This window comes from Roseovarius faecimaris, from assembly GCF_009762325.1.
GTDB classification, from domain to species: Bacteria; Pseudomonadota; Alphaproteobacteria; order Rhodobacterales; family Rhodobacteraceae; genus Roseovarius; species Roseovarius faecimaris.
In genome coordinates this window covers 3,481,635-3,502,784 of record NZ_CP034348.1, presented here as the reverse complement: position 1 = coordinate 3,502,784, position 21,150 = coordinate 3,481,635, and the positions used below count along the sequence as shown (strand labels likewise).

Sequence of the window (21,150 nt, the reverse complement as noted above, 5' to 3'; positions counted from 1 at the left end):
CGGTATTTCAGTCGCGGTTTGGGGCGTCCGGTGGCGGCACGGTCAATGGAAATCGGGTCGCGCCGAAAAACTTCACTTTTCCTCTTGAGCTTCCAGCGACTGGAATCCTTACATATGGGTCAATCGACTCGCAAAGGCGCATGTTATGGATGGAAATGAACGCACAACCCTCACGATCGAAGGCATGTCCTGTGCCTCATGTGTCGGGCGCGTGGACAAAGCCCTGTCGGCTGTTGACGGGGTCACAGACGTAGCGGTCAACCTGGCAACGGAAACCGCGCAGCTCACCGTCGACAATCCGGCCGTTCTGGCCGAGGCGGCGCAGGTTCTGCGGACGCTCGGCTATCCGGCGCGGACCTCCAAAGTGACGTTGAGCATCGCCTCGATGTCCTGTGCGTCCTGCGTCGGGCGGGTCGACAAGGCGCTGGCAGAGGTGCCGGGCGTCTTGTCCGTGTCAGTAAACCTTGCGGCTGAAACGGCGGCGGTTGAGTTTCTCGATGGGGCCGTCACAGTTTCCGATCTGATGGCGGCGTCGGCCGCGATCGGGTATCCGGCCGAGCTGGCCCAGGCCGATGCCGGCCAATCCCGCGCCGAGCGGAAGGCGGATGAGGCACATGCCCTGTCCCGGCGCGTCGCCCTCGCGGCGGCGCTTGCTCTGCCGGTTTTCGTCCTGGAAATGGGCGCGCATCTGATCCCGGCCTTTCACCATTTCATCGCAAACTCAATCGGTATCCAGACGTCCTGGCTTATCCAGTTCCTGTTGGCGACGCTGGTACTCTTTGGTCCGGGGCGTCAGTTCTTTACCAACGGTATCCCGGCCCTTGCGAGGGGTGCACCGGATATGAACAGCCTTGTCGCCGTCGGAACCGGCGCGGCCTGGGGGTATTCGGTGGTGGCGACATTCCTGCCGGGCCTGCTGCCCGAAGGCGTGCGCGCGGTCTATTTTGAGGCCGCGGCGGTTATCGTTGTGCTGATCCTGATCGGGCGCTGGCTGGAGGCACGCGCCAAGGGGCGCACCGGTGCTGCGATCCAGGCGCTTCTGAGCTTGCAGGTGCGGACCGCGCGGGTGCTGCGTGATGACGGCACGGTCGAGGTGGATGTGGACGCGCTTGCCGCGGGCGACCGGATCCTCGTCCGGCCCGGAGAGCGCATCCCGGTCGACGGCGAGGTGACCGACGGCACCAGCAATGTCGATGAAAGTATGATCACCGGTGAGCCTGTTCCGGTGCCCAAATCGGCAGGCGCGGCCGTCACGGGCGGCACCGTCAATGGCACCGGCAGCCTCACATTCCGGGCCACGCGCGTCGGGGCCGATACAACCCTGGCACAGATCATCCGCATGGTCGAAGAGGCGCAAAGTGCGAAACTGCCTATTCAGGGCCTGGTAGACAGGGTGACGCTGTGGTTCGTGCCTGCGGTCATGGCGCTTGCCGTGCTGACCGTCCTTGTGTGGCTGATCCTTGGCCCGGATCCCGCGCTGACCTTTGCGCTGGTTGCCGGTGTCTCTGTTCTGATCATCGCCTGCCCCTGCGCCATGGGGCTGGCCACGCCGACCTCGATCATGGTTGGCACCGGCCGCGCGGCCGAGATGGGCGTGCTCTTTCGCAAGGGCGATGCCTTGCAGGGGCTGTCCGAGGTTGCTGTCGTCGCCGTCGACAAGACCGGAACGGTCACCGAGGGCCGGCCCACCCTGACCGATGTTGTGCTCGCAGACGGGTTCGACCGCCAGGACGTGCTTGGCCGCATTGCAGCGGTCGAAGCCCTGTCCGAACATCCGATTGCCGAGGCCATTCTTCGCGGGGCGCAAGACGAAGGCATTCATGTACCACAGGCCGAAGCGTTCCGGTCGATCACCGGCTACGGCGTCGCAGCTACGGTTGACGGGCACGATGTCATGGTCGGCGCGGATCGTTACATGAGCCGTGAAGGCATAGACGTCGCCCCCCTTCGCGAGGCCGAGCAGGATTTGGCAGAACGCGGCCGCACGGCCCTCTATGCCGCCATCGACGGCAGGCTTGCAGCGGTGATCGCAGTGGCCGACCCGGTCAAACCGGCAAGCCGCGCGGCCATTGACGCGCTGCACCGCGCCGGGCTGCACGTCGCCATGATAACCGGTGACAAACGCGAGACCGCAGAAGCAATCGCCAGGGAAACCGGCATTGATCAGGTGATCGCCGGCGTGCTGCCCGATGGCAAAATCGCCGCGCTCGACGATCTGCGGGCCGGGGGCCGCAAGATTGCCTTTGTCGGGGATGGTATCAACGACGCCCCGGCTCTGGCCCATGCCGATGTGGGCATCGCCATCGGCACCGGAACCGATGTGGCGATTGAATCCGCCGATGTCGTTCTGATGTCCGGTGATTTGCGCGGCGTGGTGAACGCTGTTGACGTCTCGCGCCGGACCATGGCGAACATCCGGCAGAACCTGATCTGGGCCTTTGGCTATAACGTCGCCCTGATCCCGGTTGCGGCCGGTGTGCTCTATCCCGCCTTTGGGATTCTCCTGTCACCGGTTTTTGCTGCGGGGGCCATGGCGCTTTCCTCGGTTTCGGTGCTGACAAATGCTCTGCGCCTGCGCCGCGTCACCCCCGCCATGAGCGAAACAACACCCCCTCCTGCTCAAACCACATCGGTTGCCGGGCACGGGGCACGCCAGATTGGAGGTGCGACATGAATATCGGAGAAGTCGCCGAACGTTCGGGGCTCCCGTCCAAGACGATCCGCTACTACGAGGATATCGGGCTGGTCCGCCCGCTGCGCAGCGACAATGGCTATCGTGCGTTCCGTGAAACCGACCTGCACAAGCTGGTCTTTCTCGGACGTGCCCGGACGCTCGGGTTCTCGATCGAGGATTGTCGCCTGCTGCTCAGTCTCTACGAGGATGAAAGTCGTGAAAGTGCTCAGGTGAAATCCATCGCAGAGGACCACCTGGCCACCATTGAAAAAAAGATCGCTCAACTGGAGGCAATGCGCGAGACGCTTTCGCATCTGGTCATGTCCTGCCACGGTGATCATCGGCCCGACTGCCCCATCCTCAGTGATCTTGCGACCGGGCTCAGCGATCGGAGCTGACGCAAAGAGCGAAGCATGATCCTTCGCCGTCCTGCCGCAAGGCAGACCTGCACAGGTCTTCCGGGTCTTTGCCAGGCCGCCACTGTCCCCCAGCCATGAACAATCCCCGCATTTGACACAATTGTTCACGATTTCCGCCACGGTCGTTAATTAGCCCTGAATTTGCAACGAGTGTGTTCATTAGGGAAACGGAACGATGCAAATGACAAAAACGCACAACGAACTGCAAAACCTGGCCATGCGCGAACGCGCCATGGCGGTGTCCGAGCGGGAGTGGAAGCACCGCCTGCGCGGGTATGGCTACGCGATCAAGGACACGTCCGAAGGGCGCGTTCTGACCTCGATCCGGAACAATACCGAGCTTTGCCCGCTTCCCGGCCTGCTCGCCTGAGCAATCGGCCGGACAAGCCGCGTCACCCGTCCCGGGCGTGATCCGGGACCGATGGGCGCCTGTGTCACCCGTCGCGCCGGGCCGCCTCAAGGCCGTGCCGCGCGAACGCCGGCACATATTGGCCCAGCATCAGGCCCTTTTCGGGGTCCGACGCATTGCCATCCAGCGCGCGTTTCTTCACCCCCTGAAGGATTGCCGCCATGCGGAAATGGCAAAAGGCCAGGTAAAAGCCGAAGCGGTCGATGCCCGCCAGCCCCCGGCGCGCGCAATAGGCGTCGACAAAGCGCTGATCGCTCCACAGCCCCTCGGCCTTCCGGTCCACCCCGGCCAGCCCCCGGCCCACCGGCCCCACCGGCATCGCCCATTGCATGACTACCGCCGCCAGATCGGCATAAGGGTGGCCGATCGTGCTCAGCTCCCAGTCCAGCACCGCGACACAGCCCGTGCCCTCCGGCGCAAACAGCAGATTGTCCAGCCGGTAATCCCCATGCACCAGACAGCGCTGGCCGTCATCGCCGGGCCTGTTCCCCTCCAGCCAGCCGATCAGCGCATCCATATCAGGCAGATCATCCGTCTGCGTCGCGCGATACTGCTTGGTCCAGCGCCCGATCTGCCGCGCATAGTAATCCCCGTCAGGTCCGTAATCGCTCAGGCCCACCGCCGCGATATCCACCTCGTGAATCGCCGCCAGCACCCGGTTCATTTCGTCCATGATCGCGCCGCGCTCTTGCGTGCTCAGCGCGGGCAGGCGCGGGTCGTCAAAATTGCGCCCGCGCACCTCGTCCATGATATAAAAGGCCGAGCCGATCACCGCCTCGTCCTCGCACAGCAGATGCACCCGCGCCACCGGTACGTCCGTTCCGGCCAGCGCCGCCTGCACGCGAAACTCCCGGTCCACCGCATGGGCCGATTTCAGCAATACCCCCGGCGGCTTGCGGCGCAGGACGTAATCGCCTGCCGCCGTCTCCAGCCGGTAAGTGGGGTTCGACTGCCCGCCGCTGAACTTGCTGGCGCTCACCGGCCCGTCAAACCCCGGCAGGCGGCCCGCGACCCAGGCGGATATGGCCTTGGTGTCCAGCGTGCTCATCTCAACTCCGGCAGCACATACTCGGCCAGATCCCGGCGCAGGGTCAGCTTCGAGATCTTGCCGGTGGCGGTCAGCGGCAGCGCCTCGACATAGATCACATCATCCGGCAACTGCCACTTCGCGAACTCCGGCGCCAGATGCGCGCGCACCTCCTCAAGCGTCAGCTTCCGGTCCCCCGCCGCCACGGCGACCAGCACGGGCCGCTCGTCCCATTTCGGATGGGGCACGGCAATGACGGCGCAGGCGGCAATCTCGGGATGCGCCACGGCGGCGTTTTCCAGATCGATCGAGCTGATCCACTCGCCCCCCGACTTCACCAGATCCTTCGCCCGGTCGCGGATCACCAGCATCCCGTCCGGCTCTACCGTGGCCACATCGCCGGTGCCGAACCAGCCGTCGGCGTCCATCGCCTTCGCGGTGGCGTCGTCATTGTTGAAATACCCCGCGATAATGCCGTTGCCGCGCACATAAAGCTCGCCCGTGGCCTCACCGTCATGGGGCAGGCGGGTGCCCGCGTCATCGACAATCTTGAACTCCACCCCGAATAGCCGCCGCCCCGCGCCGCGCTTGGCCTCGATCACCGCCTCGGGCTCCAGCCCCTGCAAATGCGGTGGCAGCACGCCGCGCGTGCCCACCGGGCTCATCTCGGTCATGCCCCAGACCTGGTTGACATGCACGCCCATCGCCTCGAAGGCCGCGATCATCGACGCCGGGGCCGCCGCCCCCCCGACCACCAGATCACCGAACCCGTCAGGCGGTGCGCCTTTCTCCCTGATCGTTGCCAGCAGCCCGGCCCAGACGGTCGGCACGCCCCAGGCGGACCACACCCCTTCGGCCTGCATCAGCGCATAAAGGCTCTCCCCGTCCAGATGCCGCCCCGGCATGACCATCGTCATCCCCGCCAGCGGCGCCACATGCGGCAGCCCCCAGGCATTGACGTGAAAGAGCGGCACCACAGGCAGCACCTTGCGCCCCGCCTTCAGCGAATGGGTAAAGCCCAGCGGCACCATCATCGCGTGAAACACCGTCGAGCGGTGCGAATAGAGCGCGCCTTTCGGGTCGCCCGTTGTCCCGGAGGTATAGCACAGCCCGGCGGCGGTGTTCTCGGGCCATTCGGGCCAGTCATACGCCGTGCCCTGCGGCGCCAGAAGCGCCTCATAGCACATAAGCTCGAACGTGCTTTGCGGCACCTCACCCGCATCGCACAGCACGATCAGGCGCAGCCCTGCGGGCAGCTCTTCGCGCATCTCTTCCAGCAGCGGCACAAGGTCCGGATCGACACAGATCACCCGGTCCCCGGCATGGTGGATCATATAGATCAGCTGCTCCCGCGACAGCCTCGGGTTCAGCGTGTGACAGACCGCGCCAATGGCCGTAATCCCATAGTAGAGTTCAAAATGCCGGTGGCTGTTCCAGGCCAGTGTCGCCACCCGATCGCCCTCGGCAATGCCCAGCGCGCTCAGCGCCTGCGCAAGCTGCGCCACCCGGTCCAGCGTTTCGGGATAGCTCTGCCGGTGCAGCCCGCCATCCTCCATGACCGACACAAGCCCCTGATCGGGCCAGGCTTCGGCGGCGAAGGTCAGAATGTCGATGATCCGCAAATCGCGGTGCATCATCATGCCAAGCATGGGCAAACCCTTTCGGAAAGGACTGGACGTCTCGGCTCATTGGTTGCACAAAGCCCGCACCCGATCAACGCCCAGCCACAGCGGAGCACTGCCATGCCCTTCGACCGCTCGATCAAGATTGCGCCCTCCATCCTCAGCGCCGATTTCGCCAATTTCGGCGAGGAAATCCGCGCGATCGAGGCGCAGGGCGCCGACTGGGTGCATGTGGATGTGATGGACGGGCATTTCGTACCCAACCTCACCTTCGGCCCGCCCGCCGTGAAGGCGTTCCGCCCGCATGTCAGCACCTTCATGGATGTGCACCTGATGATCGCGCCCGTGGATCCCTATATCGAGGCCTATGCCGAGGCCGGGGCTGATATGATCACCGCCCATGTCGAGGCCGGTCCGCATATCCACCGCACGCTTCAGGCGATCAAGGCGACGGGCAAGATGGCCGGTGTCTCGCTCAATCCCGGCACGCCGCTGGACAGCATCGAACATGTGCTGGATCTGGTCGATATGGTGCTGATCATGACGGTGAACCCCGGCTTTGGCGGCCAGAAATTCATTCATTCCGGGGTTGAGAAGACCCGCCGCCTGCGCGCGATGATCGGCGACCGCCCGATCCATATCCAGATCGACGGCGGCGTGACCACCGAAACCGCCCCTCTGGTGGCCGCAGCCGGGGCCGATGTGCTGGTCGCGGGCTCTGCCGTGTTCAAGGGCGGCAGCGTCGATGCACCGTCGGTCTATGGTGACAATATCCGCGCCCTGCGCGCGGCGGCCGAAGCGGCACTGCCGGGGTAAACCGAAGCAAATAACGAGGAGGCGATGAGCGATCTGATCCGCTCTCTTCTGCTGCTGCAACTGGCGCTGCCGCTGGTCCTCATCCTTGCCAACGGCCTGCTCCCCTTTGCCAGCCGCCTCGGGTTTGTTTTGCGCTCTCTCGCCATTGCCGGGCTGCTGATCTATCTGGCGCTTGCCGGGCTCTGGCTGTTCCCGCCCTTCTGGACGCCTCATGCGCTGGGCCTGTTGCATGTCGTGCTTTGCCTCTGGCGCTATCACCGGCAAAGACAGGGGGGCGCATCCCCCCGGCGCGCCCTTCGCTTCGGGGAACTGGCGCTTTCGCTGGCGGCACTGGGCGGTGCGCTTGCCTTGCTGGTCCCCGTGATCGACGGCCGCCGTGCGCCGGATCTGGCCATTGACCTGGCCCAGCCGCTTGGCCCGGGCCGGTATCTGGTGGTCAGCGGCGGGGCCACCTTGGCGGTCAACGCGCATTTGCGCACGCTCGATCTGCCGCGCGCCGCCGATTTCCGCGGTCAGAGCTATGCGGTGGACATCATCGGCATTGATCGCATCGGTCGGCGCAGCTCTGGCATCCAGCCGCCCGATCCGTCGGCCTATGTGATCCAGGGCCGCCCCGTTCTGGCCCCCTGTGCCGGGCAGGTGATTGGCCTCACCTCCGGGGTGCCTGACAACCGCGTGCCCGAGATGGCCCGCGATCCGATGACAGGTAACAGCGTGATCCTCAATTGCGATGGCCTCGCCGTGGTGCTGGCGCATTTCCGGGCGGGTTCGGTGGTGGTCGCCCTCGGGGATCGGGTCGAGCCTGGGCAACGGCTGGCCGATGTGGGCAATTCCGGCAACTCGGGTGAGCCGCATCTTCACCTGCATGTCCAGACCCTCGCCGATCCCGCCCGGCCACTCTCCGGCGCACCGCTATTCTTTTCGGTCGAGGGGAATTTCCTGCGCCGCAACGACCGGCTCTTTGTGAAAGGCACGCTTGAAGGTCAGTGACAGGCAGGGCAGTCTCGGACAGGGTCGATGGCGTGATCCCCTGTCAACACCGTTGGCTGTGTTTCGTATGAAATCAGGGGTCATTACACATAGAACGACCCATGCTGAGAGGGCGCGCAGATGATCAAGACCCGACTGACAGACCGTTTCGAGCTGGAGCATCCCATCGTCTCGGCCCCGATGGCCTTCGCGGCGGGCGGGCGGCTCGCGGCGGCGGTGACCAATGCCGGCGCACTGGGTCTGATCGGCGGCGGATATGGCGATACGGACTGGCTCGAACAGGCCTTTTCCGACGCGGGCAACACGCGGGTCGGCTGCGGGCTGATCACCTGGAAACTGGCCGAACAGCCCGAGGTCTTGCAGGTGGTTCTGGACCGTGATCCGGCGGCGATGTTCCTCAGCTTCGGGGATCCGATGCCCTTTGCCGGGCAGATCGCCGAGGCGGGTATTCCCCTGATATGCCAGGTGCAGACCCTGCGCGACGCCAGGCGCGCCGCCGAGGCAGGTGCAGCCGTTATCGTAGCACAGGGGTCTGAAGCAGGCGGACATGGCGAACGCCGCGCGACGCTGACTTTGGTGCCCGAGGTGGCCGACTGGCTGGCGGGCAACGCGCCGGAGGTGCTGCTTCTGGCCGCCGGAGGCATCGCCGACGGGCGCGGCCTTGCTGCCGCGCTGATGCTGGGGGCTGACGGCGTGCTCGTGGGCTCGCGGCTCTGGGCCTCGGCAGAGGCGGATGTCTCACAGGCGATGGTCGCGGCGGCCATCTCCGCCACCGGCGACGACACGATCCGCTCCACCGTGATGGACCGCGCCCGCTTGCTCAATTGGCCCGACCGCTACACGGCTCGTGTCCTGCAAAACGCCTTCACCGATCGCTGGCACAATGACCTTGCAGGGCTTCTGGCACAGGCCGAGACGGAATCCGCCAAGTGGAAAGCGGGCTGGGCCGAAGGCGATCCGGAACGCGCCAACACCTTCGTCGGCGAGGCGGCGGGGCTGATCCATGACCGCCCCTCGGCCGCCGAGATCATCGCGCGGATGTCGCATGAGGCAGACGCGCTCCTGCGCGGGGCATCGGGCAGGCTGGGGTGACCCTGCCCCCGACAATTGGTTTTCATCGCTGAGATGCCGGTGCTAGGGTTTTGCCAATGGCAGGAGGTGCGGCATGGCATTGGCAGAGCGTTTGAAGGCTGAGATCGCGGCGCGCGAAAGCGATCTCGTGGCGCTGACCCAGGACCTGATCCGCATCCCCACGCTGAACCCGCCCGGCGCGTTTTATCGTGAGATCTGCGACTATCTCGACCAGCGGCTGCTGAAGGCCGGGTTCGAAACCGAACTGATCCGCGCCGAAGGGGCGGTCGGTGACAGCGATGCGCATCCCCGCTGGAACATCGTGGCCCGGCGCGAGGGGGGGCGGCCCGGCGACACCGTCCATTTCAACAGCCATATCGACGTGGTCGAGGCCGGGCATGGCTGGACGGTGGACCCGTTTGGCGGCGAGGTGAAGGACGGCCGTGTCTATGGCCGTGGCGCCTGTGACATGAAAGGCGGGCTCGCGGCTTCGATCATCGCCGCTGAGGCGTTCATCGAGCTTTGCCCCGACCATGCGGGCGCCATCGAGATCAGCGGCACGGCGGATGAGGAATCCGGCGGCTTCGGCGGGGTGGCCTATCTGGCGCAGCAGGGGCGCTATGCCCATGTGGATCATGTGATCATCCCCGAGCCGCTCAACAAGGACCGGATCTGCCTGGGCCATCGCGGGGTCTGGTGGGCCGAGGTCGAAACCAAGGGCGAGATCGCGCATGGCTCCATGCCCTTCCTGGGCGATTGCGCCGTGCGGCACATGGGCGCCGTGCTGCAGGAGATGGAGACAAGCCTGTTTCCCGCGCTGGCGCAGAAACGCACCGCCATGCCGGTGGTGCCCGAAGGCGCACGCCAGTCGACCCTCAACATCAACTCGATTCATGGCGGCGAACCGGAGCAGGCAGCGGGCTATACCGGGCTGCCCTCGCCCTGCGTGCCCGACCGCTGCCGCATGGTGATCGACCGGCGCTTCCTGATCGAAGAGGATATCGAAGAGGTCGAGCGCGAGGTTCGCGCGGTGCTGGAAACCGTGCGGCGCGGGCGCCCCGGCTTCGACTATGACATCACAGAGCTGCACCGGGTGCTTCCCACCATGACCGAGCGTGACGCGCCCGTGGTGGGGGCCGTGGCGCAGGCGGTGCGCAATGTTTTCGGGCGCGAGGCGGATTACGTGGTCAGCCCCGGCACCTATGATCAGAAACATATCGACCGGATCGGGCGGCTGAAAAACTGTATCGCCTATGGCCCGGGGATCCTCGATCTCGCGCATAAGCCTGACGAATATGTGGGCATCGCCGATATGGTGGAAAGCGCGCAGGTCATGGCGCTGGCCCTGTCCGAGCTTCTGGACGCGGCGGGCACCCCGCCCAGCTAGCACGCCGTCCCCCGGACAGGCCTTCACTCGTTCCGTGCGCGGATCTGATTGGCGTAATGCGCCTTGGAACAGCCGGTCCAATCGCACTCCGGCGGCGGGTCATGGGCCTCGCGCCGCGCTGACCCCAAAGACCGCCCGGGCCTCAGGACGGCCCTGCATGTAAAACATCCCACTCCACCTATCTTGTCACGCGCCCGCCTTTCCCCCATATCCGGCGCATGAGCCAAAGCACCTCCCTTCGCGCCCGTGTGGGCGCCTTTGTCGACCGCCCGCTGGTGCAGAACACCATTCTAGCGGTGATCCTGTTCAATGCCGTGATCCTCGGGCTGGAAACCTCCAAGACCGTCATGGCCGCCGCAGGTCCGCTCCTGATCGCGCTCGACAGGATCTGCCTCGCCATTTTCGTGGTCGAGATCGCAGCCAAGCTCTTTGCCCGGGGCGGGACGTTCTTTCGCAGTGGCTGGAACATTTTCGATTTCGTGATCGTCGGCATCTCGCTGGTGCCTGCCACGCAAGGCCTCTCGGTTCTGCGGGCCATGCGGATCCTGCGGCTTTTGCGGGTCGTGTCGGTTACCCCCTCCCTGCGCCGCGTGGTCGAGGGGCTGATGGCCGCGCTGCCGGGCATGGGCTCGGTCTTTCTGCTGATGGGCATCATCTTCTATATCGGCTCGGTCATGGCGACCAAGCTTTTCGGTGAGTCCTTCCCCGACTGGTTCGGCGATCTGGGCAGCTCGGCCTATTCGCTGTTTCAGATCATGACGCTTGAATCGTGGTCGATGGGCATCGTCCGCCCGGTGATGGAGGTCTATCCCTATGCCTGGGCCTTCTTCGTGCCCTTCATTCTGGTGACGACTTTCGCGGTGGTGAACCTTGTCGTGGGTCTGATCGTCAACTCGATGCAGGACGCCCATCATGCCGAAGCGGACGAGCTGACCGGCACCTACCGCGACGAGGTGCTGAGCCGCCTGACCGAGATTGAAAAGGCGCTTAAAGAGCAGAACCGCCGCGACAGCTAGGCGCGGTTTTTCCTTCTGCGCGCCGCAATACCGCCCCGTCGCGCGCTAGACTGGCCGGATGAACCCGTTTCGCCGCTTTTCCATGATCCTGTGGATCCTGCTGCGCTCCCTGCCGCCGGTCAGCTGGGGCCGGTTGCTGATGCCCGCGGTCTTCGTCGGCAGCTGGACGGGCCTGTGCGCTTTGGGCCTCGAACAGCCCGCGGCCTTCGTCTGGTCAGCGGTCCTGGCGCAGGCGGCGCATCTCTACGCGGTGCTGCCTGTCTCGGCGGTCCGACAGCGCCGCCTCTTCGGGCGTGCCCGCACGGCCATGTGGGGGGCCGTGCTGGTGTGCCTCGGCCTTTTCGCCCTGCAAATCTGGTTGCTGAACCCTGTGGTCACCCACCGCCTCGTCTCGCTCTACGGCGCGCTCTATCTGGGCGTGACCCTGCTCGGCCTTTGCGGCGATCGCGTGGCGCTGGACAGGCTGGTCCCGGTAGGCGCGCCCTCCGAGGTCCCGCTTCCGTTTCGCCACCACCTGCTCCGGCTCTATGCGCTGACCGTTTTTCTGGTGATCGTCGTCAACGAAAGCCTGCTGATCGCCCATGTGCCTCTCGGCGCGCGGGTGGCCATCCTGTCGGTCCTGCCGGTCGTGCTGCACTATCTCTTTGAGATCATGCTGCGCCTCACCTGCCCGCCGCTGGAGGACGGGCCCGGCTAAGCGCCCTGAAGCGTTTTGCCTTAAACTTGAGACAACTCTTAAGGCGAAACGCTTTACCGGCTCCGCGTCAGTTCCAGGAACACATCCTGCAAATCCGCCTGCTCGGTGCGCACGTCGCGGATGCCAATCCCCGCGCTGCGCACCGCCTCCAGCACCGCCTCGGCAGGGGTCGCCTGCGACTGGTAGCTCAGCACCAGCGCGCCATCGCCGCGCAGTTCCGCCTCAATCCCCTCGGCCTCGGGCAATGCGCCCACCTCGCCGTCCGGCTGAATGATCATCCGCCGCCCATCCATCCGGCTCAGCAGGTTCGCCGTGCTGTCGCGGGCCACCAGATCGCCCTGGTTGATGATGGCGATCTCATCGCACATCTCCTCGGCCTCTTCCAGATAATGCGTGGTCAGGATGATCGTCATGCCCTCGGCATTGAGCCTGCGCACATTCTCCCACAGCATCTGCCTGAGCTCGATATCCACCCCCGCCGTCGGCTCATCCAGCACCAGAACATGCGGATGATGCACCAGCGCCTTGGCCAGCAAAAGCCGCCGCCGCATCCCGCCCGAGAGCGTGCGCGCATAGGCCTCGGCCTTGTCCTCCAGCCCCACGAGGCGCAGGATCTCGTCGCTGCGCCGCTCCGCCTTCTTCACGCCATACAGCCCCGCCTGCACCTCCAGTGCCGCGCGTGGGGTGAAGAACGGATCGAGGTTCAGCTCCTGCGGCATCACACCGATCGCCGCCCGGCTCTGTCGCGGGTTCACATCCTGATCGAACCCCCAGATCGTCACCTTGCCGGCGGTCTTGACCACAAGCCCCGCCAGAATATTGATCAGAGTCGATTTGCCCGCCCCGTTCGGCCCCAACAGGCCAAAGACCGAACCTGCCGGAATGTCGAGGTCAATGCCCTTGAGCGCCGCCTTTTCCGGCGCGCGCGGCCCGCCCCTGTAGGTCTTGCTCAGCCCTGTGATCTCGATGGCCGATTTGCGCATGGTCCTCTTGCCCCTGACGTCCGGATCGCTCATATATGGGGCTATCCCAAGCCCGAGGAAAAGGAAACGCCCGATGACCACCGCGGCCCCGGAAACCAAGATCGTCGACAGCTACCGCGTTGCCTGTGACGGGGGAGAGGGCGCGCTCGGCCACCCGCGCGTCTGGCTGCAAATCCCGCTTGAGCAAGGCTGGGTCGAATGCCCCTATTGCGATGCCAAGCTGGTACACAAGGATTTCGAAGGCAAGGTCTGACCCACCTGATCCAAAGGAAGGCGCTGATCGCGCCTGCTTGAGTATCTCGTCGTCCTTGCGTCCTCCCCGGCGCGAGTGTCACCGCGACGCTCATTTTCGTGGCGTTGAGCTTGTGTTGAGGTCGGGCTGCCTCCGGCGGGAGTATTTGGGGAACAATGAAAGAGGGCGTTGCTTTCATTGTTCCCCAAATACTCAAAAATTGACAGTGGCCCCCGCTTGCACCGCATGGCATGAAAGGCGGGCGTGCTGACCAGAGGGGATCACAATGGCGTTTGGCAAAGGGCATCACCTGCATCTGATTGATGGCTCGGCGTTTATTTTCCGCGCCTATCATGCCTTGCCACCGCTCACCCGTAAATCAGACGGCTTGCCGGTGGGGGCGGTCAGCGGCTTCTGCAACATGCTGCAGAAATATGTGCAGGATAATCACGGGCCCGATGCGCCCACTCATGTGGCGGTGATCTTTGACAAGGGCAGCCATACGTTCCGCAACGAGATGTATCCCGAATACAAGGCCAATCGCGAGGCCATGCCCGAGGATTTGCGCCCGCAGATTCCGCTCACCCGCCAGGCAACGGAGGCGTTCAACATCGCCTGTAAGGAGATGGAAGGTTATGAGGCCGATGACATCATCGCGACGCTCTCGTGCCGGGCACGCGATGCGGGCGGGCGGGTGACGATCATCTCGTCGGACAAGGACCTGATGCAGCTTGTCGGCGGCGGGGTCGAGATGTTCGATGCGATGAAGAACAACCGCATCGGCGTCGAGGGGGTTGAGGCCAAGTTTGGCGTGGGCCCGGAGCGGGTTGTCGATGTGCAGGCCTTGGCAGGGGACAGTGTGGATAACGTGCCCGGAGCGCCCGGCATCGGGGTCAAGACAGCCGCCTTGCTGATCAACGAGTTCGGCGATCTGGAGACTTTGCTGGACCGTGCCGAAGAGATCCCGCAGCCCAAGCGCCGCCAGACCCTCCTGGACAATCGCGAGCAGATCGAGCTCAGCAAGCGTCTCGTCCAGCTCGATTGCGAAACACCGTTGGAATTTACACTCGACGATCTTGAAGTGCGCGAGCCGGACCCTGAACGGCTCATGACCTTTTTGGCCGAGATGGAATTCCGCACGCTCACCAAGCGCATTGCCGAGGCGCTCCAAGTAGAGCCGCCCGCCATTCCCGAGCCCGCCACGCAAGAGGCGGGAGAGGGGCCCGCGCCCGAGTGGCCCGGCATAGACCCGGATGCCTATGAGCGCATCTCCGACATGAAGGCGCTGGACAGCTGGATCAGGCTGATCCGGCATCAGGGCTATGTGGCGGTGGATACCGAGACGACCTCGCTCAATGAAATGCAGGCCGATCTGGTGGGCATCTGCCTTGCCATCCAGCCCGGTCAGGCCTGCTATATCCCGCTCGGCCACAAGGACGGCAGCGCCGATGATCTCTTTGGCTCGGACGCGCTGCTTGAGGGCCAGTTGCCGTTGCAGGACGTGCTCGACGCGCTGAAGCCTGTTCTGGAGGATGAGGCCATCCTCAAGATCGGCCAGAACATGAAATACGATGCCAAGGTGCTCGCCCGCTACGGGCTCACCGTCGCGCCTTTCGACGATACCATGCTGATGTCCTATGCGCTTTATTCCGGGGTGCACGGGCACGGGATGGACACGCTGTCAGAGCGCTATCTCAATCACACTCCGATCCCCATCAAGGACCTGCTCGGCACCGGCAAATCGGCCATCACCTTCGACAAGGTCGCGATTGATGATGCGGTCAAATACGCCGCCGAGGATGCCGATATCACCCTGCGCCTCTGGCTCACCTTCAAACCGCAGTTGCACCGCCACCAGGCCACCACCGTCTATGAAACGCTCGAACGCCCGCTGTCGCCCGTGCTGGCCCAAATGGAGCGCCACGGGATCAAGGTGGACCGCGAGGTGCTCTCGCGCATGTCCAACGCCTTTGCCCAGAAGATGGCGGGGCTGGAGGCTGAGATTCACGAGCTTGCAGGCCGCTCCTTCAACGTCGGCTCCCCCAAGCAACTGGGGGAAATCCTGTTCGACGAGATGGGCCTTGAGGGCGGCAAGAAGGGCAAGACCGGCGCCTATGCCACTGGCGCCGATGTGCTGGAGGATCTGGCGACAGAGCATGAACTGCCCGCCCGTGTCCTCGACTGGCGGCAGCTCTCCAAACTCAAATCCACCTATACCGACGCCCTGCAGGACCATATCGACCCCGACACCGGCCGCGTCCACACCTCTTACGTCCAGACCGGGGCCAACACCGGCCGCCTCGCCTCCACCGACCCCAACCTGCAGAACATCCCCGTGCGCACCGAAGAGGGCCGCCGCATCCGCGAGGCCTTCATCGCCGAGCCCGGCAACACCCTCGTCTCCCTCGACTATTCGCAGATCGAGCTCAGGATCCTCGCCCATATCGCCGACCTGCCCGCCCTCAAACAGGCCTTCCGCGAGGGGCAGGACATCCACGCCATGACCGCGTCGGAGATGTTCGACGTCCCGATGGACGACATGACCCCCGAAATCCGCCGCCGCGCCAAGGCGATCAACTTCGGCGTCATCTACGGCATCTCCGGCTTCGGCCTCGCCCGCAACCTGCGCATCCCCCGCGCCGAGGCACAGGCCTTCATCGACCGCTATTTCGAGCGGTTCCCCGGCATCCGCGCCTATATGGATAACACCGTCGCCTTCGCCAAGGAGCACGGCTATGTCCAGACCCTCTTTGGCCGCCGCATCCACACGCCCGAGATTGCCGCCAAAGGCCCCCGCGCCGGCTTTGCCAAACGCGCCGCCATCAACGCGCCCATCCAGGGGACAGCGGCCGACATCATCCGCCGCGCCATGATCCGCATGCCCGACGCCATCGCGGACCAGCCCGCGAAAATGCTCCTGCAAGTGCATGACGAACTGATCTTCGAGGTGGAAGCGGGGGCGGAAGACGCGCTGATTGATGCCGCCCGCTCCGTCATGGAAGGCGCGGCTGATCCGGCGGTCAAGCTCGACGTGCCCCTCGTGGTCGATGCCGGGCAGGGCAGCAACTGGGCCGAGGCGCACTAACCTCCGCCCCCCTGTCCCTCAGCGCGGAATCAAGGCGAAGCCGCCGCGCCATCGCCGGGCCGCCCCCCGGCACGGCGATAGGGTTGCGCTGGGCGCGCCGCTCAAAGGTCTTTCGGATATGGCCGGGATAAAGTGCTGTAGAAGGACAGTCGGATCGCCGCACCGCAGTTCGTCGGCGGGGGAGCGAGATAAGTTAGCCATTTCCGCGCAAAGCGGTTGCCTTAGAGAGTGTTTTGTTGGACTTTGTCGCAAGGATAAAATGGAGAAAATCGACTTTGACCAAAGACAAAACTGATCAAGAAACTGATATGGAATTCGATGTTGACAATGAAGACAACGAACAATTCGTTAGTTTTGATCTTAACATTTACCCGTCGGACTATACACTAAAAGGGTTGGCCGAGATGTGGGCCGATGGAGAGATAGAAGCCCCTGAATTTCAAAGAAATTTTGTTTGGACAATCAAACAGTCTTCATTGTTGATAGAGTCTTTTCTTCTAGGATTGCCTGTTCCGCAAGTGTTCTTTTATGTAGGAGATGATGAAAAAAGATTGGTTATCGACGGCCTACAAAGAGTCTCGTCGATAGCATTCTTTTTTGAAGGATTTTTCGGCGTAGAGAATGCACAAGGTAGACGTCAAGTGTTCAGGCTTTCCGGATTAGATGAGAAGAGCCCGTATGCAAAGAAACGTTATGTTGATCTTTCAGATGAAGACCAAAGAAAACTAAGAAACACTGTCATGCGAGTAGTCAACATCAAGCAGTTGGCTCCCTCGGATGATGACACAAGTATGTACTATGTGTTTGAGCGTCTTAATACTGGCGGTACGCCTCTGCGTCCGCAAGAAATAAGAAACTGCGTCTTTTCAGGACAAATCGTCAATGAACTTAGAACTCTAAATGATTTGCCAGAATGGCGTGAAGTAATCGGTCGCCCCAAACCTGAAAAACATCAACGAGATGTTGAGATAATCTTGCGAGTATTCTCATTCTTTAGTTCTGGGAGCGACTATGAAAAACCCATGAAGGGATTTCTAAATAAGGCGATGGCTGCAAATCGCACGGCAAAGTCAAAGGTATTCAAAGAGTTCAAATCCGCATTCACAACCGTCACGAAATCGCTTCTGACTGAGATAGGCGAACGCCCTTTCCATGTTAGAGGCCCTATCAACTTAGCTGCACTGGATTCAGTCTACTACGCACTGTTGCCAAAGGCGAAAAAGCTTCCGTCTAATCTAAGAGAAAAGATGGAGGAGCTATATGAAGATGATGATTTCAAGCAGTGTATTTATTTCAATACAAGTGACACTGTGACCGTTGAAGAGAGGTTAAAAATCGCAACCAGACACCTGCGTTAAGTATGCCATTCGAAGACAGATTTAATTTAGCTGATGACTATTTGGAGCACGTCGATGGGGTAATCACGGGCCTGCCGGACGATTTTATTCGTTCAAGATACCTCGGCTTTCTGGCGATCTCTGCCGTAACAGCTTATGAGTTGGCAATAAAAGACATAATTTATCGTTTTTCAGATCAAAAGCATCGAGCGTTGGGAGAATTAGCGAGAAGTAGGTTTGAACGACTGAACGGACAAATCAAGCTAAGCGATATTCGGAAACGCCACATCTTCTCCTTTGGAAAAAAATATTGTGATAGATTTGATCGCGAGTTGAAGAGCGCAGAGGAAGCAGCATTGTCTAGTCGACAGGGTAGCGTGAAAAGCAGCTATGGAAATCTTATTATCTGGCGTCACAATTTTGTACACGAGGGTGTTTGGCCAAATACCGCTACTTATGGCGATCTAAAAACCGCTTACGAGCATGGGAAAGAACTAATCCGATGTATAGATAGAGCAATGAGGCGTTAGCATCGCTTCAATCTCGAGTAGGTGGCTTAGTAAATTGTTGCGCAGCGTTGAAATCGTCGTTCACCCACCCCCCTCCTTCAACCGCCGAAACTCCGCCATCATCCGCCGGTGGCGTTCCTCCATCATTTCCGTGCTATGGGCGTCCACCTTTTCCAGCCGGTCGAGGTCATGCACCGACACCAGCCCCGCCAGGTCATGCCCGTTCCGCGTGATCAGCACGCGTTCGGCCCCTTGCCCGACGCGCAGCAGGGTCTGGCTGAAGCTGAGGCGAAACACATGGGCCGGAAGGATGCGGTACATGCCGCCAGCCTCGCGCCGAGAGGTTAACCAAACCGAACCGCACCGCCCGCTGGGGCCAAGTGTCGCGATCCGTCGATTGTACAATTCAGGGGGGTAAACTGTACAAACTGTACAGAATTTTCGCCTGTCCCGGGCGTGCCTGTCTCCGCGCCTTTGGCCCCCGCGCGGCACAACCCCCTATCGGGAATCGCCGATCCGCGCTAGGCTCTGCGTTGATACCTTTTAAGCCATTGGAAAGGCACGCAAAATGGACGGACCTCACAGCTACGATCCGGCCCCGGTCAGTTGGGACACGGATGAGATCATCGCCCGGCGTGACCGCTATTATGCCGCCTCCCAACGCGCCTTTGTCCCCTATGCCAAGCCCTTGATTCTAAAGAAAGGTTCCATGCAATACGTATGGGATGAGGAGGGCAATCGCCTGACCGATCTGCTCGGCATGAACCTCTGCATCTCCGTCGGCCACGCCCATCCGGCAGTCGTCGCCGCCGTGCAGGCGCAGGTGGCAGAGCTAACCCATTGTACCACAATGTTTTATCACCCCGTCCCGGCGCATTTCGCCGAGGAGCTGGCCGCCACCATGCCCGCCGGAGAGGACTGGGTCGTGCATTTCACCAACTCCGGCGCCGAGGCGATTGACCTGGCGTTGATGATGGCCCGCGTGCGCACTGGTAACCTTGACGTAATAGCCCTGGAAAACTCTTACCATGGAGCCACTTACGGGGCGCAGTCGGTGACGGGGCTACAGAATTTCCGGCACAATGCGGGGCAGTTGAGCAACATCTGTTTCACCTCCGATCCCAACCAGTATCGCGGGGTGCATGGGCCGGGGGTGGAGCCTTATCTGGTCGATCTGGAGCGCACTCTGGCCACCGCCACCACGGGTTCTGTGGCCGGGATGATCATCGAGCCGGTGCAGGGCTACGGCGGAATTGTCGAGATGCCACAAGGGTTTATCTCCGGCGCGGCGGAACGTATCCGCGCCGCCGGGGGCCTCATGATCATCGACGAGGTGCAATCGGGCTTCGGCAAAACCGGCCGCGCCCTCTGGGGCTTTGAGCATCATGATGTTGTCCCCGACATCGTCGTCATGGCCAAAGGCATCGGCAACGGCATCCCCCTCGGTGCCGTCGTCGCAAAACGCGACGTCGCCGAGGCGATGGCGGGCAAGTTCCTGTTCCACACCTACGGCGCCAACCCGGCGGCCAGTGCGGCGGGGCGGGCGGTTCTGCGTGTCATTCAGGAGGATCGCATGGTCGAGAACGCCAGCAAGGTCGGCGCGGTGCTGCATCAGGGGCTCAAGGACCTTGCCGCGCGCTATCCGATCATCGGGAATGTGCGGGGCACGGGATTCATGCAGGCGATCGAGCTGGTCCGTGATCACGACACCAAGGGACCAGCCATGGAAGAGACGGCCTTCGTCTTTGAACGGACCCGGGAGCATGGCATCATCGTGTCGAAATCCGGCAATTATCGCAACGTGTTACGGATGGTCCCGCCGCTCTGTCTGGCGATGGAGGATATGGATCATGTGCTTGGCGCGCTGGACCGCAGCTTTGCCGATCTGGCCGAGCATTTGGGCTAGAGCCAGTCCGCCAGCTTGAACACCAGATAGAGCACCACGCCGAGCGCCACAGAGCCGCCGACGAGCCACCAGAAGGCCATCGGGCTGACCATGCCGGGCATGCCTGCGATGTTCACGCCAAAGAGGCCGGTCAAAAATCCCAGCGGAAGGAAGATGGCGGCAACGATAGACAGGATATGGCTGTGCCGCCCCAACCGCTGCGCGTGGTCGGCTTCGAGCTGATCCTGAAGGGCTTGAAGGCGGTCGCGCACCGACTCCAGCTCTTCCACGATCCGCCGTGTGCGGTTTCCGGCCTCGCGAAGATGGGCGCGCTCCTGTCGGGTCATGAGCCAGTCTTCGAGTTGCATCAACGCCGTGATTGCATCCCGCTGCGGGGCGATGAAGCGCCGCATTCTGATCACGGACTGACGCAGCCCGGTGAGCTGTCCGCGCGCGGGTTTCCTGCCGTCGAAGAGTTGGTCTTCGAGCCGATCTGTCTGGTCCTCCAGGTCGAGCGATACGGTTTCGATCCGCGCGGTCAGGCCGGTCACAAGCTCGACCAGAAAGGCGCCGATACTGTCCGGTGCCTGTCCGTTCTGCGCGGCTTTGCGCATTTCGTCCACAGCCCACACCTTGCGGACGCGGGCGGTGACAAGGGCCGTTCGGGTCACCCAGATCCGCAGGGAGACCATGTCATCCGGGCTGGCCTCGGGGTTGAGGTTGACGCCGCGCAGGTTGAGGATCAGCCCATCCTCCAACAGATCGCATCGCGGCCGGGTTTCGGTTTGCAAAAGCGCGTGGCGCGCAATGCGGGGCAGATGTTCACGCGCCCAGGGCTCCACGCTGTCCTGGGTCAGATCGAGATGCAGCCAGCGATAACCCGACGCAGCCTCAAGCCCGGGCCAGGGGTCATCAATGGCGGTTGGCGTGCCATCGATGATGTCAAAAGCGGCAATCGGGTTGAGGGTGCGCGTGGACATGAAAAGAGCCT

The 21,150-nt window shown here is 62.7% G+C and carries 19 protein-coding genes; 14 read left to right on the top strand and 5 right to left on the bottom strand.

Annotation, left to right across the window (positions count from 1 at the left end; genetic code table 11):
- The first annotated feature begins 145 nt into the window (after positions 1-145).
- The 3 genes from EI983_RS17480 to EI983_RS17470 all read left to right on the top strand — a co-directional run bounded on the left by EI983_RS17480 (position 146) and on the right by EI983_RS17470 (position 3,463).
- A complete protein-coding gene (locus tag EI983_RS17480) occupies positions 146-2,674 on the top strand; it encodes a heavy metal translocating P-type ATPase (protein ID WP_157708625.1) in 2,529 nt (842 codons plus the stop codon).
- Positions 2,671-3,072 carry a Cu(I)-responsive transcriptional regulator gene (gene cueR, locus EI983_RS17475; RefSeq protein ID WP_157708624.1) on the top strand — a complete coding sequence of 134 codons (402 nt, stop codon included), beginning with the start codon at positions 2,671-2,673 and terminating at the stop codon, positions 3,070-3,072. Before EI983_RS17480 ends, cueR begins: the two co-directional genes overlap by 4 nt.
- A gap of 202 nt (positions 3,073-3,274) precedes the next feature.
- A complete protein-coding gene (locus tag EI983_RS17470; RefSeq protein ID WP_246162222.1) occupies positions 3,275-3,463 on the top strand; it encodes a hypothetical protein in 189 nt (62 codons plus the stop codon).
- Positions 3,464-3,527: 64 nt separating this feature from the next.
- Here the strand turns inward: EI983_RS17470 and EI983_RS17465 are convergent, their stop codons facing one another.
- Both EI983_RS17465 and EI983_RS17460 read right to left on the bottom strand, forming a co-directional pair.
- Positions 3,528-4,550 (bottom strand): phosphotransferase family protein, encoded by a 1,023-nt coding sequence (locus EI983_RS17465; RefSeq protein ID WP_157708622.1) that lies wholly within the window; start codon positions 4,548-4,550, stop codon positions 3,528-3,530.
- A complete protein-coding gene (locus tag EI983_RS17460) occupies positions 4,547-6,178 on the bottom strand; it encodes a long-chain fatty acid--CoA ligase (RefSeq protein WP_157708621.1) in 1,632 nt (543 codons plus the stop codon). Before EI983_RS17460 ends, EI983_RS17465 begins: the two co-directional genes overlap by 4 nt.
- A gap of 93 nt (positions 6,179-6,271) precedes the next feature.
- Here EI983_RS17460 and rpe point away from each other — a divergent pair, with 93 nt between their 5' ends.
- The 6 genes from rpe to EI983_RS17430 all read left to right on the top strand — a co-directional run bounded on the left by rpe (position 6,272) and on the right by EI983_RS17430 (position 12,128).
- Entirely contained in the window at positions 6,272-6,967 is a 696-nt protein-coding gene (rpe, locus tag EI983_RS17455; protein WP_157708620.1) for a ribulose-phosphate 3-epimerase, read from the top strand.
- Between the two features lie 24 nt (positions 6,968-6,991).
- Positions 6,992-7,957, top strand: coding sequence for a M23 family metallopeptidase (locus EI983_RS17450; RefSeq protein ID WP_157708619.1), 966 nt, complete (start codon positions 6,992-6,994; stop codon positions 7,955-7,957).
- A 120-nt stretch (positions 7,958-8,077) separates the two neighbouring features.
- Positions 8,078-9,049 carry an NAD(P)H-dependent flavin oxidoreductase gene (locus EI983_RS17445; RefSeq protein ID WP_157708618.1) on the top strand — a complete coding sequence of 324 codons (972 nt, stop codon included), beginning with the start codon at positions 8,078-8,080 and terminating at the stop codon, positions 9,047-9,049.
- A 73-nt stretch (positions 9,050-9,122) separates the two neighbouring features.
- Positions 9,123-10,415, top strand: coding sequence for an acetylornithine deacetylase/succinyl-diaminopimelate desuccinylase family protein (locus tag EI983_RS17440; RefSeq protein ID WP_157708617.1), 1,293 nt, complete (start codon positions 9,123-9,125; stop codon positions 10,413-10,415).
- Positions 10,416-10,633: 218 nt separating this feature from the next.
- Complete coding sequence (locus tag EI983_RS17435) at positions 10,634-11,431, top strand: ion transporter (protein WP_157708616.1); 798 nt, start codon at positions 10,634-10,636, stop codon at positions 11,429-11,431.
- 58 nt (positions 11,432-11,489) lie between these two features.
- Complete coding sequence (locus EI983_RS17430) at positions 11,490-12,128, top strand: hypothetical protein (protein ID WP_198389335.1); 639 nt, start codon at positions 11,490-11,492, stop codon at positions 12,126-12,128.
- 53 nt (positions 12,129-12,181) lie between these two features.
- Here EI983_RS17430 and EI983_RS17425 read toward each other — a convergent pair whose 3' ends face one another.
- Entirely contained in the window at positions 12,182-13,111 is a 930-nt protein-coding gene (locus EI983_RS17425; RefSeq protein WP_157709144.1) for an ABC transporter ATP-binding protein, read from the bottom strand.
- A 73-nt stretch (positions 13,112-13,184) separates the two neighbouring features.
- On the opposite strand from EI983_RS17425, the gene EI983_RS17420 reads away from it, so the two are divergent.
- The 4 genes from EI983_RS17420 (at position 13,185) to EI983_RS17405 (ending at position 18,295) form a co-directional block, all read left to right on the top strand.
- Entirely contained in the window at positions 13,185-13,364 is a 180-nt protein-coding gene (locus tag EI983_RS17420; RefSeq protein WP_157708614.1) for a zinc-finger domain-containing protein, read from the top strand.
- A gap of 265 nt (positions 13,365-13,629) precedes the next feature.
- Positions 13,630-16,428: a DNA polymerase I gene (gene polA, locus EI983_RS17415; RefSeq protein ID WP_157708613.1), complete on the top strand. Its 2,799-nt coding sequence runs from the start codon at positions 13,630-13,632 to the stop codon at positions 16,426-16,428.
- Positions 16,429-16,703: 275 nt separating this feature from the next.
- A complete protein-coding gene (locus EI983_RS17410) occupies positions 16,704-17,786 on the top strand; it encodes a DUF262 domain-containing protein (RefSeq protein WP_157708612.1) in 1,083 nt (360 codons plus the stop codon).
- A gap of 2 nt (positions 17,787-17,788) precedes the next feature.
- Positions 17,789-18,295, top strand: coding sequence for a HEPN domain-containing protein (locus tag EI983_RS17405; RefSeq protein WP_157708611.1), 507 nt, complete (start codon positions 17,789-17,791; stop codon positions 18,293-18,295).
- A gap of 60 nt (positions 18,296-18,355) precedes the next feature.
- Here EI983_RS17405 and EI983_RS17400 read toward each other — a convergent pair whose 3' ends face one another.
- Complete coding sequence (locus EI983_RS17400; protein ID WP_157708610.1) at positions 18,356-18,595, bottom strand: type II toxin-antitoxin system prevent-host-death family antitoxin; 240 nt, start codon at positions 18,593-18,595, stop codon at positions 18,356-18,358.
- Positions 18,596-18,842: 247 nt separating this feature from the next.
- On the opposite strand from EI983_RS17400, the gene EI983_RS17395 reads away from it, so the two are divergent.
- Positions 18,843-20,180 (top strand): aspartate aminotransferase family protein, encoded by a 1,338-nt coding sequence (locus tag EI983_RS17395; protein WP_157708609.1) that lies wholly within the window; start codon positions 18,843-18,845, stop codon positions 20,178-20,180.
- On the opposite strand, the gene EI983_RS17390 is transcribed toward EI983_RS17395, so the two are convergent.
- On the bottom strand, positions 20,177-21,139 hold the full coding sequence (locus tag EI983_RS17390; protein WP_157708608.1) for a zinc transporter ZntB: 963 nt from the start codon (positions 21,137-21,139) through the stop codon (positions 20,177-20,179). The two genes, EI983_RS17395 and EI983_RS17390, sit on opposite strands and share 4 nt — an antisense overlap.
- Between the last annotated feature and the right edge of the window lie 11 nt (positions 21,140-21,150).

Coding starts and splice junctions, on each gene's coding strand:
- EI983_RS17465 (WP_157708622.1), bottom strand. CDS start 4,550: ATGAGCACGCTGGACACCAAGGCCATATCCGCCTGGGTCGCGGGCCGC.
- EI983_RS17400 (WP_157708610.1), bottom strand. CDS start 18,595: ATGTACCGCATCCTTCCGGCCCATGTGTTTCGCCTCAGCTTCAGCCAG.
- polA (WP_157708613.1), top strand. CDS start 13,630: ATGGCGTTTGGCAAAGGGCATCACCTGCATCTGATTGATGGCTCGGCG.
- EI983_RS17460 (WP_157708621.1), bottom strand. CDS start 6,178: ATGCTTGGCATGATGATGCACCGCGATTTGCGGATCATCGACATTCTG.
- EI983_RS17435 (WP_157708616.1), top strand. CDS start 10,634: ATGAGCCAAAGCACCTCCCTTCGCGCCCGTGTGGGCGCCTTTGTCGAC.
- cueR (WP_157708624.1), top strand. CDS start 2,671: ATGAATATCGGAGAAGTCGCCGAACGTTCGGGGCTCCCGTCCAAGACG.
- EI983_RS17440 (WP_157708617.1), top strand. CDS start 9,123: ATGGCATTGGCAGAGCGTTTGAAGGCTGAGATCGCGGCGCGCGAAAGC.
- EI983_RS17390 (WP_157708608.1), bottom strand. CDS start 21,139: ATGTCCACGCGCACCCTCAACCCGATTGCCGCTTTTGACATCATCGAT.
- EI983_RS17480 (WP_157708625.1), top strand. CDS start 146: ATGGATGGAAATGAACGCACAACCCTCACGATCGAAGGCATGTCCTGT.
- EI983_RS17395 (WP_157708609.1), top strand. CDS start 18,843: ATGGACGGACCTCACAGCTACGATCCGGCCCCGGTCAGTTGGGACACG.
- rpe (WP_157708620.1), top strand. CDS start 6,272: ATGCCCTTCGACCGCTCGATCAAGATTGCGCCCTCCATCCTCAGCGCC.
- EI983_RS17430 (WP_198389335.1), top strand. CDS start 11,490: ATGAACCCGTTTCGCCGCTTTTCCATGATCCTGTGGATCCTGCTGCGC.
- EI983_RS17420 (WP_157708614.1), top strand. CDS start 13,185: ATGACCACCGCGGCCCCGGAAACCAAGATCGTCGACAGCTACCGCGTT.
- EI983_RS17470 (WP_246162222.1), top strand. CDS start 3,275: ATGACAAAAACGCACAACGAACTGCAAAACCTGGCCATGCGCGAACGC.
- EI983_RS17405 (WP_157708611.1), top strand. CDS start 17,789: ATGCCATTCGAAGACAGATTTAATTTAGCTGATGACTATTTGGAGCAC.
- EI983_RS17450 (WP_157708619.1), top strand. CDS start 6,992: ATGAGCGATCTGATCCGCTCTCTTCTGCTGCTGCAACTGGCGCTGCCG.
- EI983_RS17425 (WP_157709144.1), bottom strand. CDS start 13,111: ATGCGCAAATCGGCCATCGAGATCACAGGGCTGAGCAAGACCTACAGG.
- EI983_RS17445 (WP_157708618.1), top strand. CDS start 8,078: ATGATCAAGACCCGACTGACAGACCGTTTCGAGCTGGAGCATCCCATC.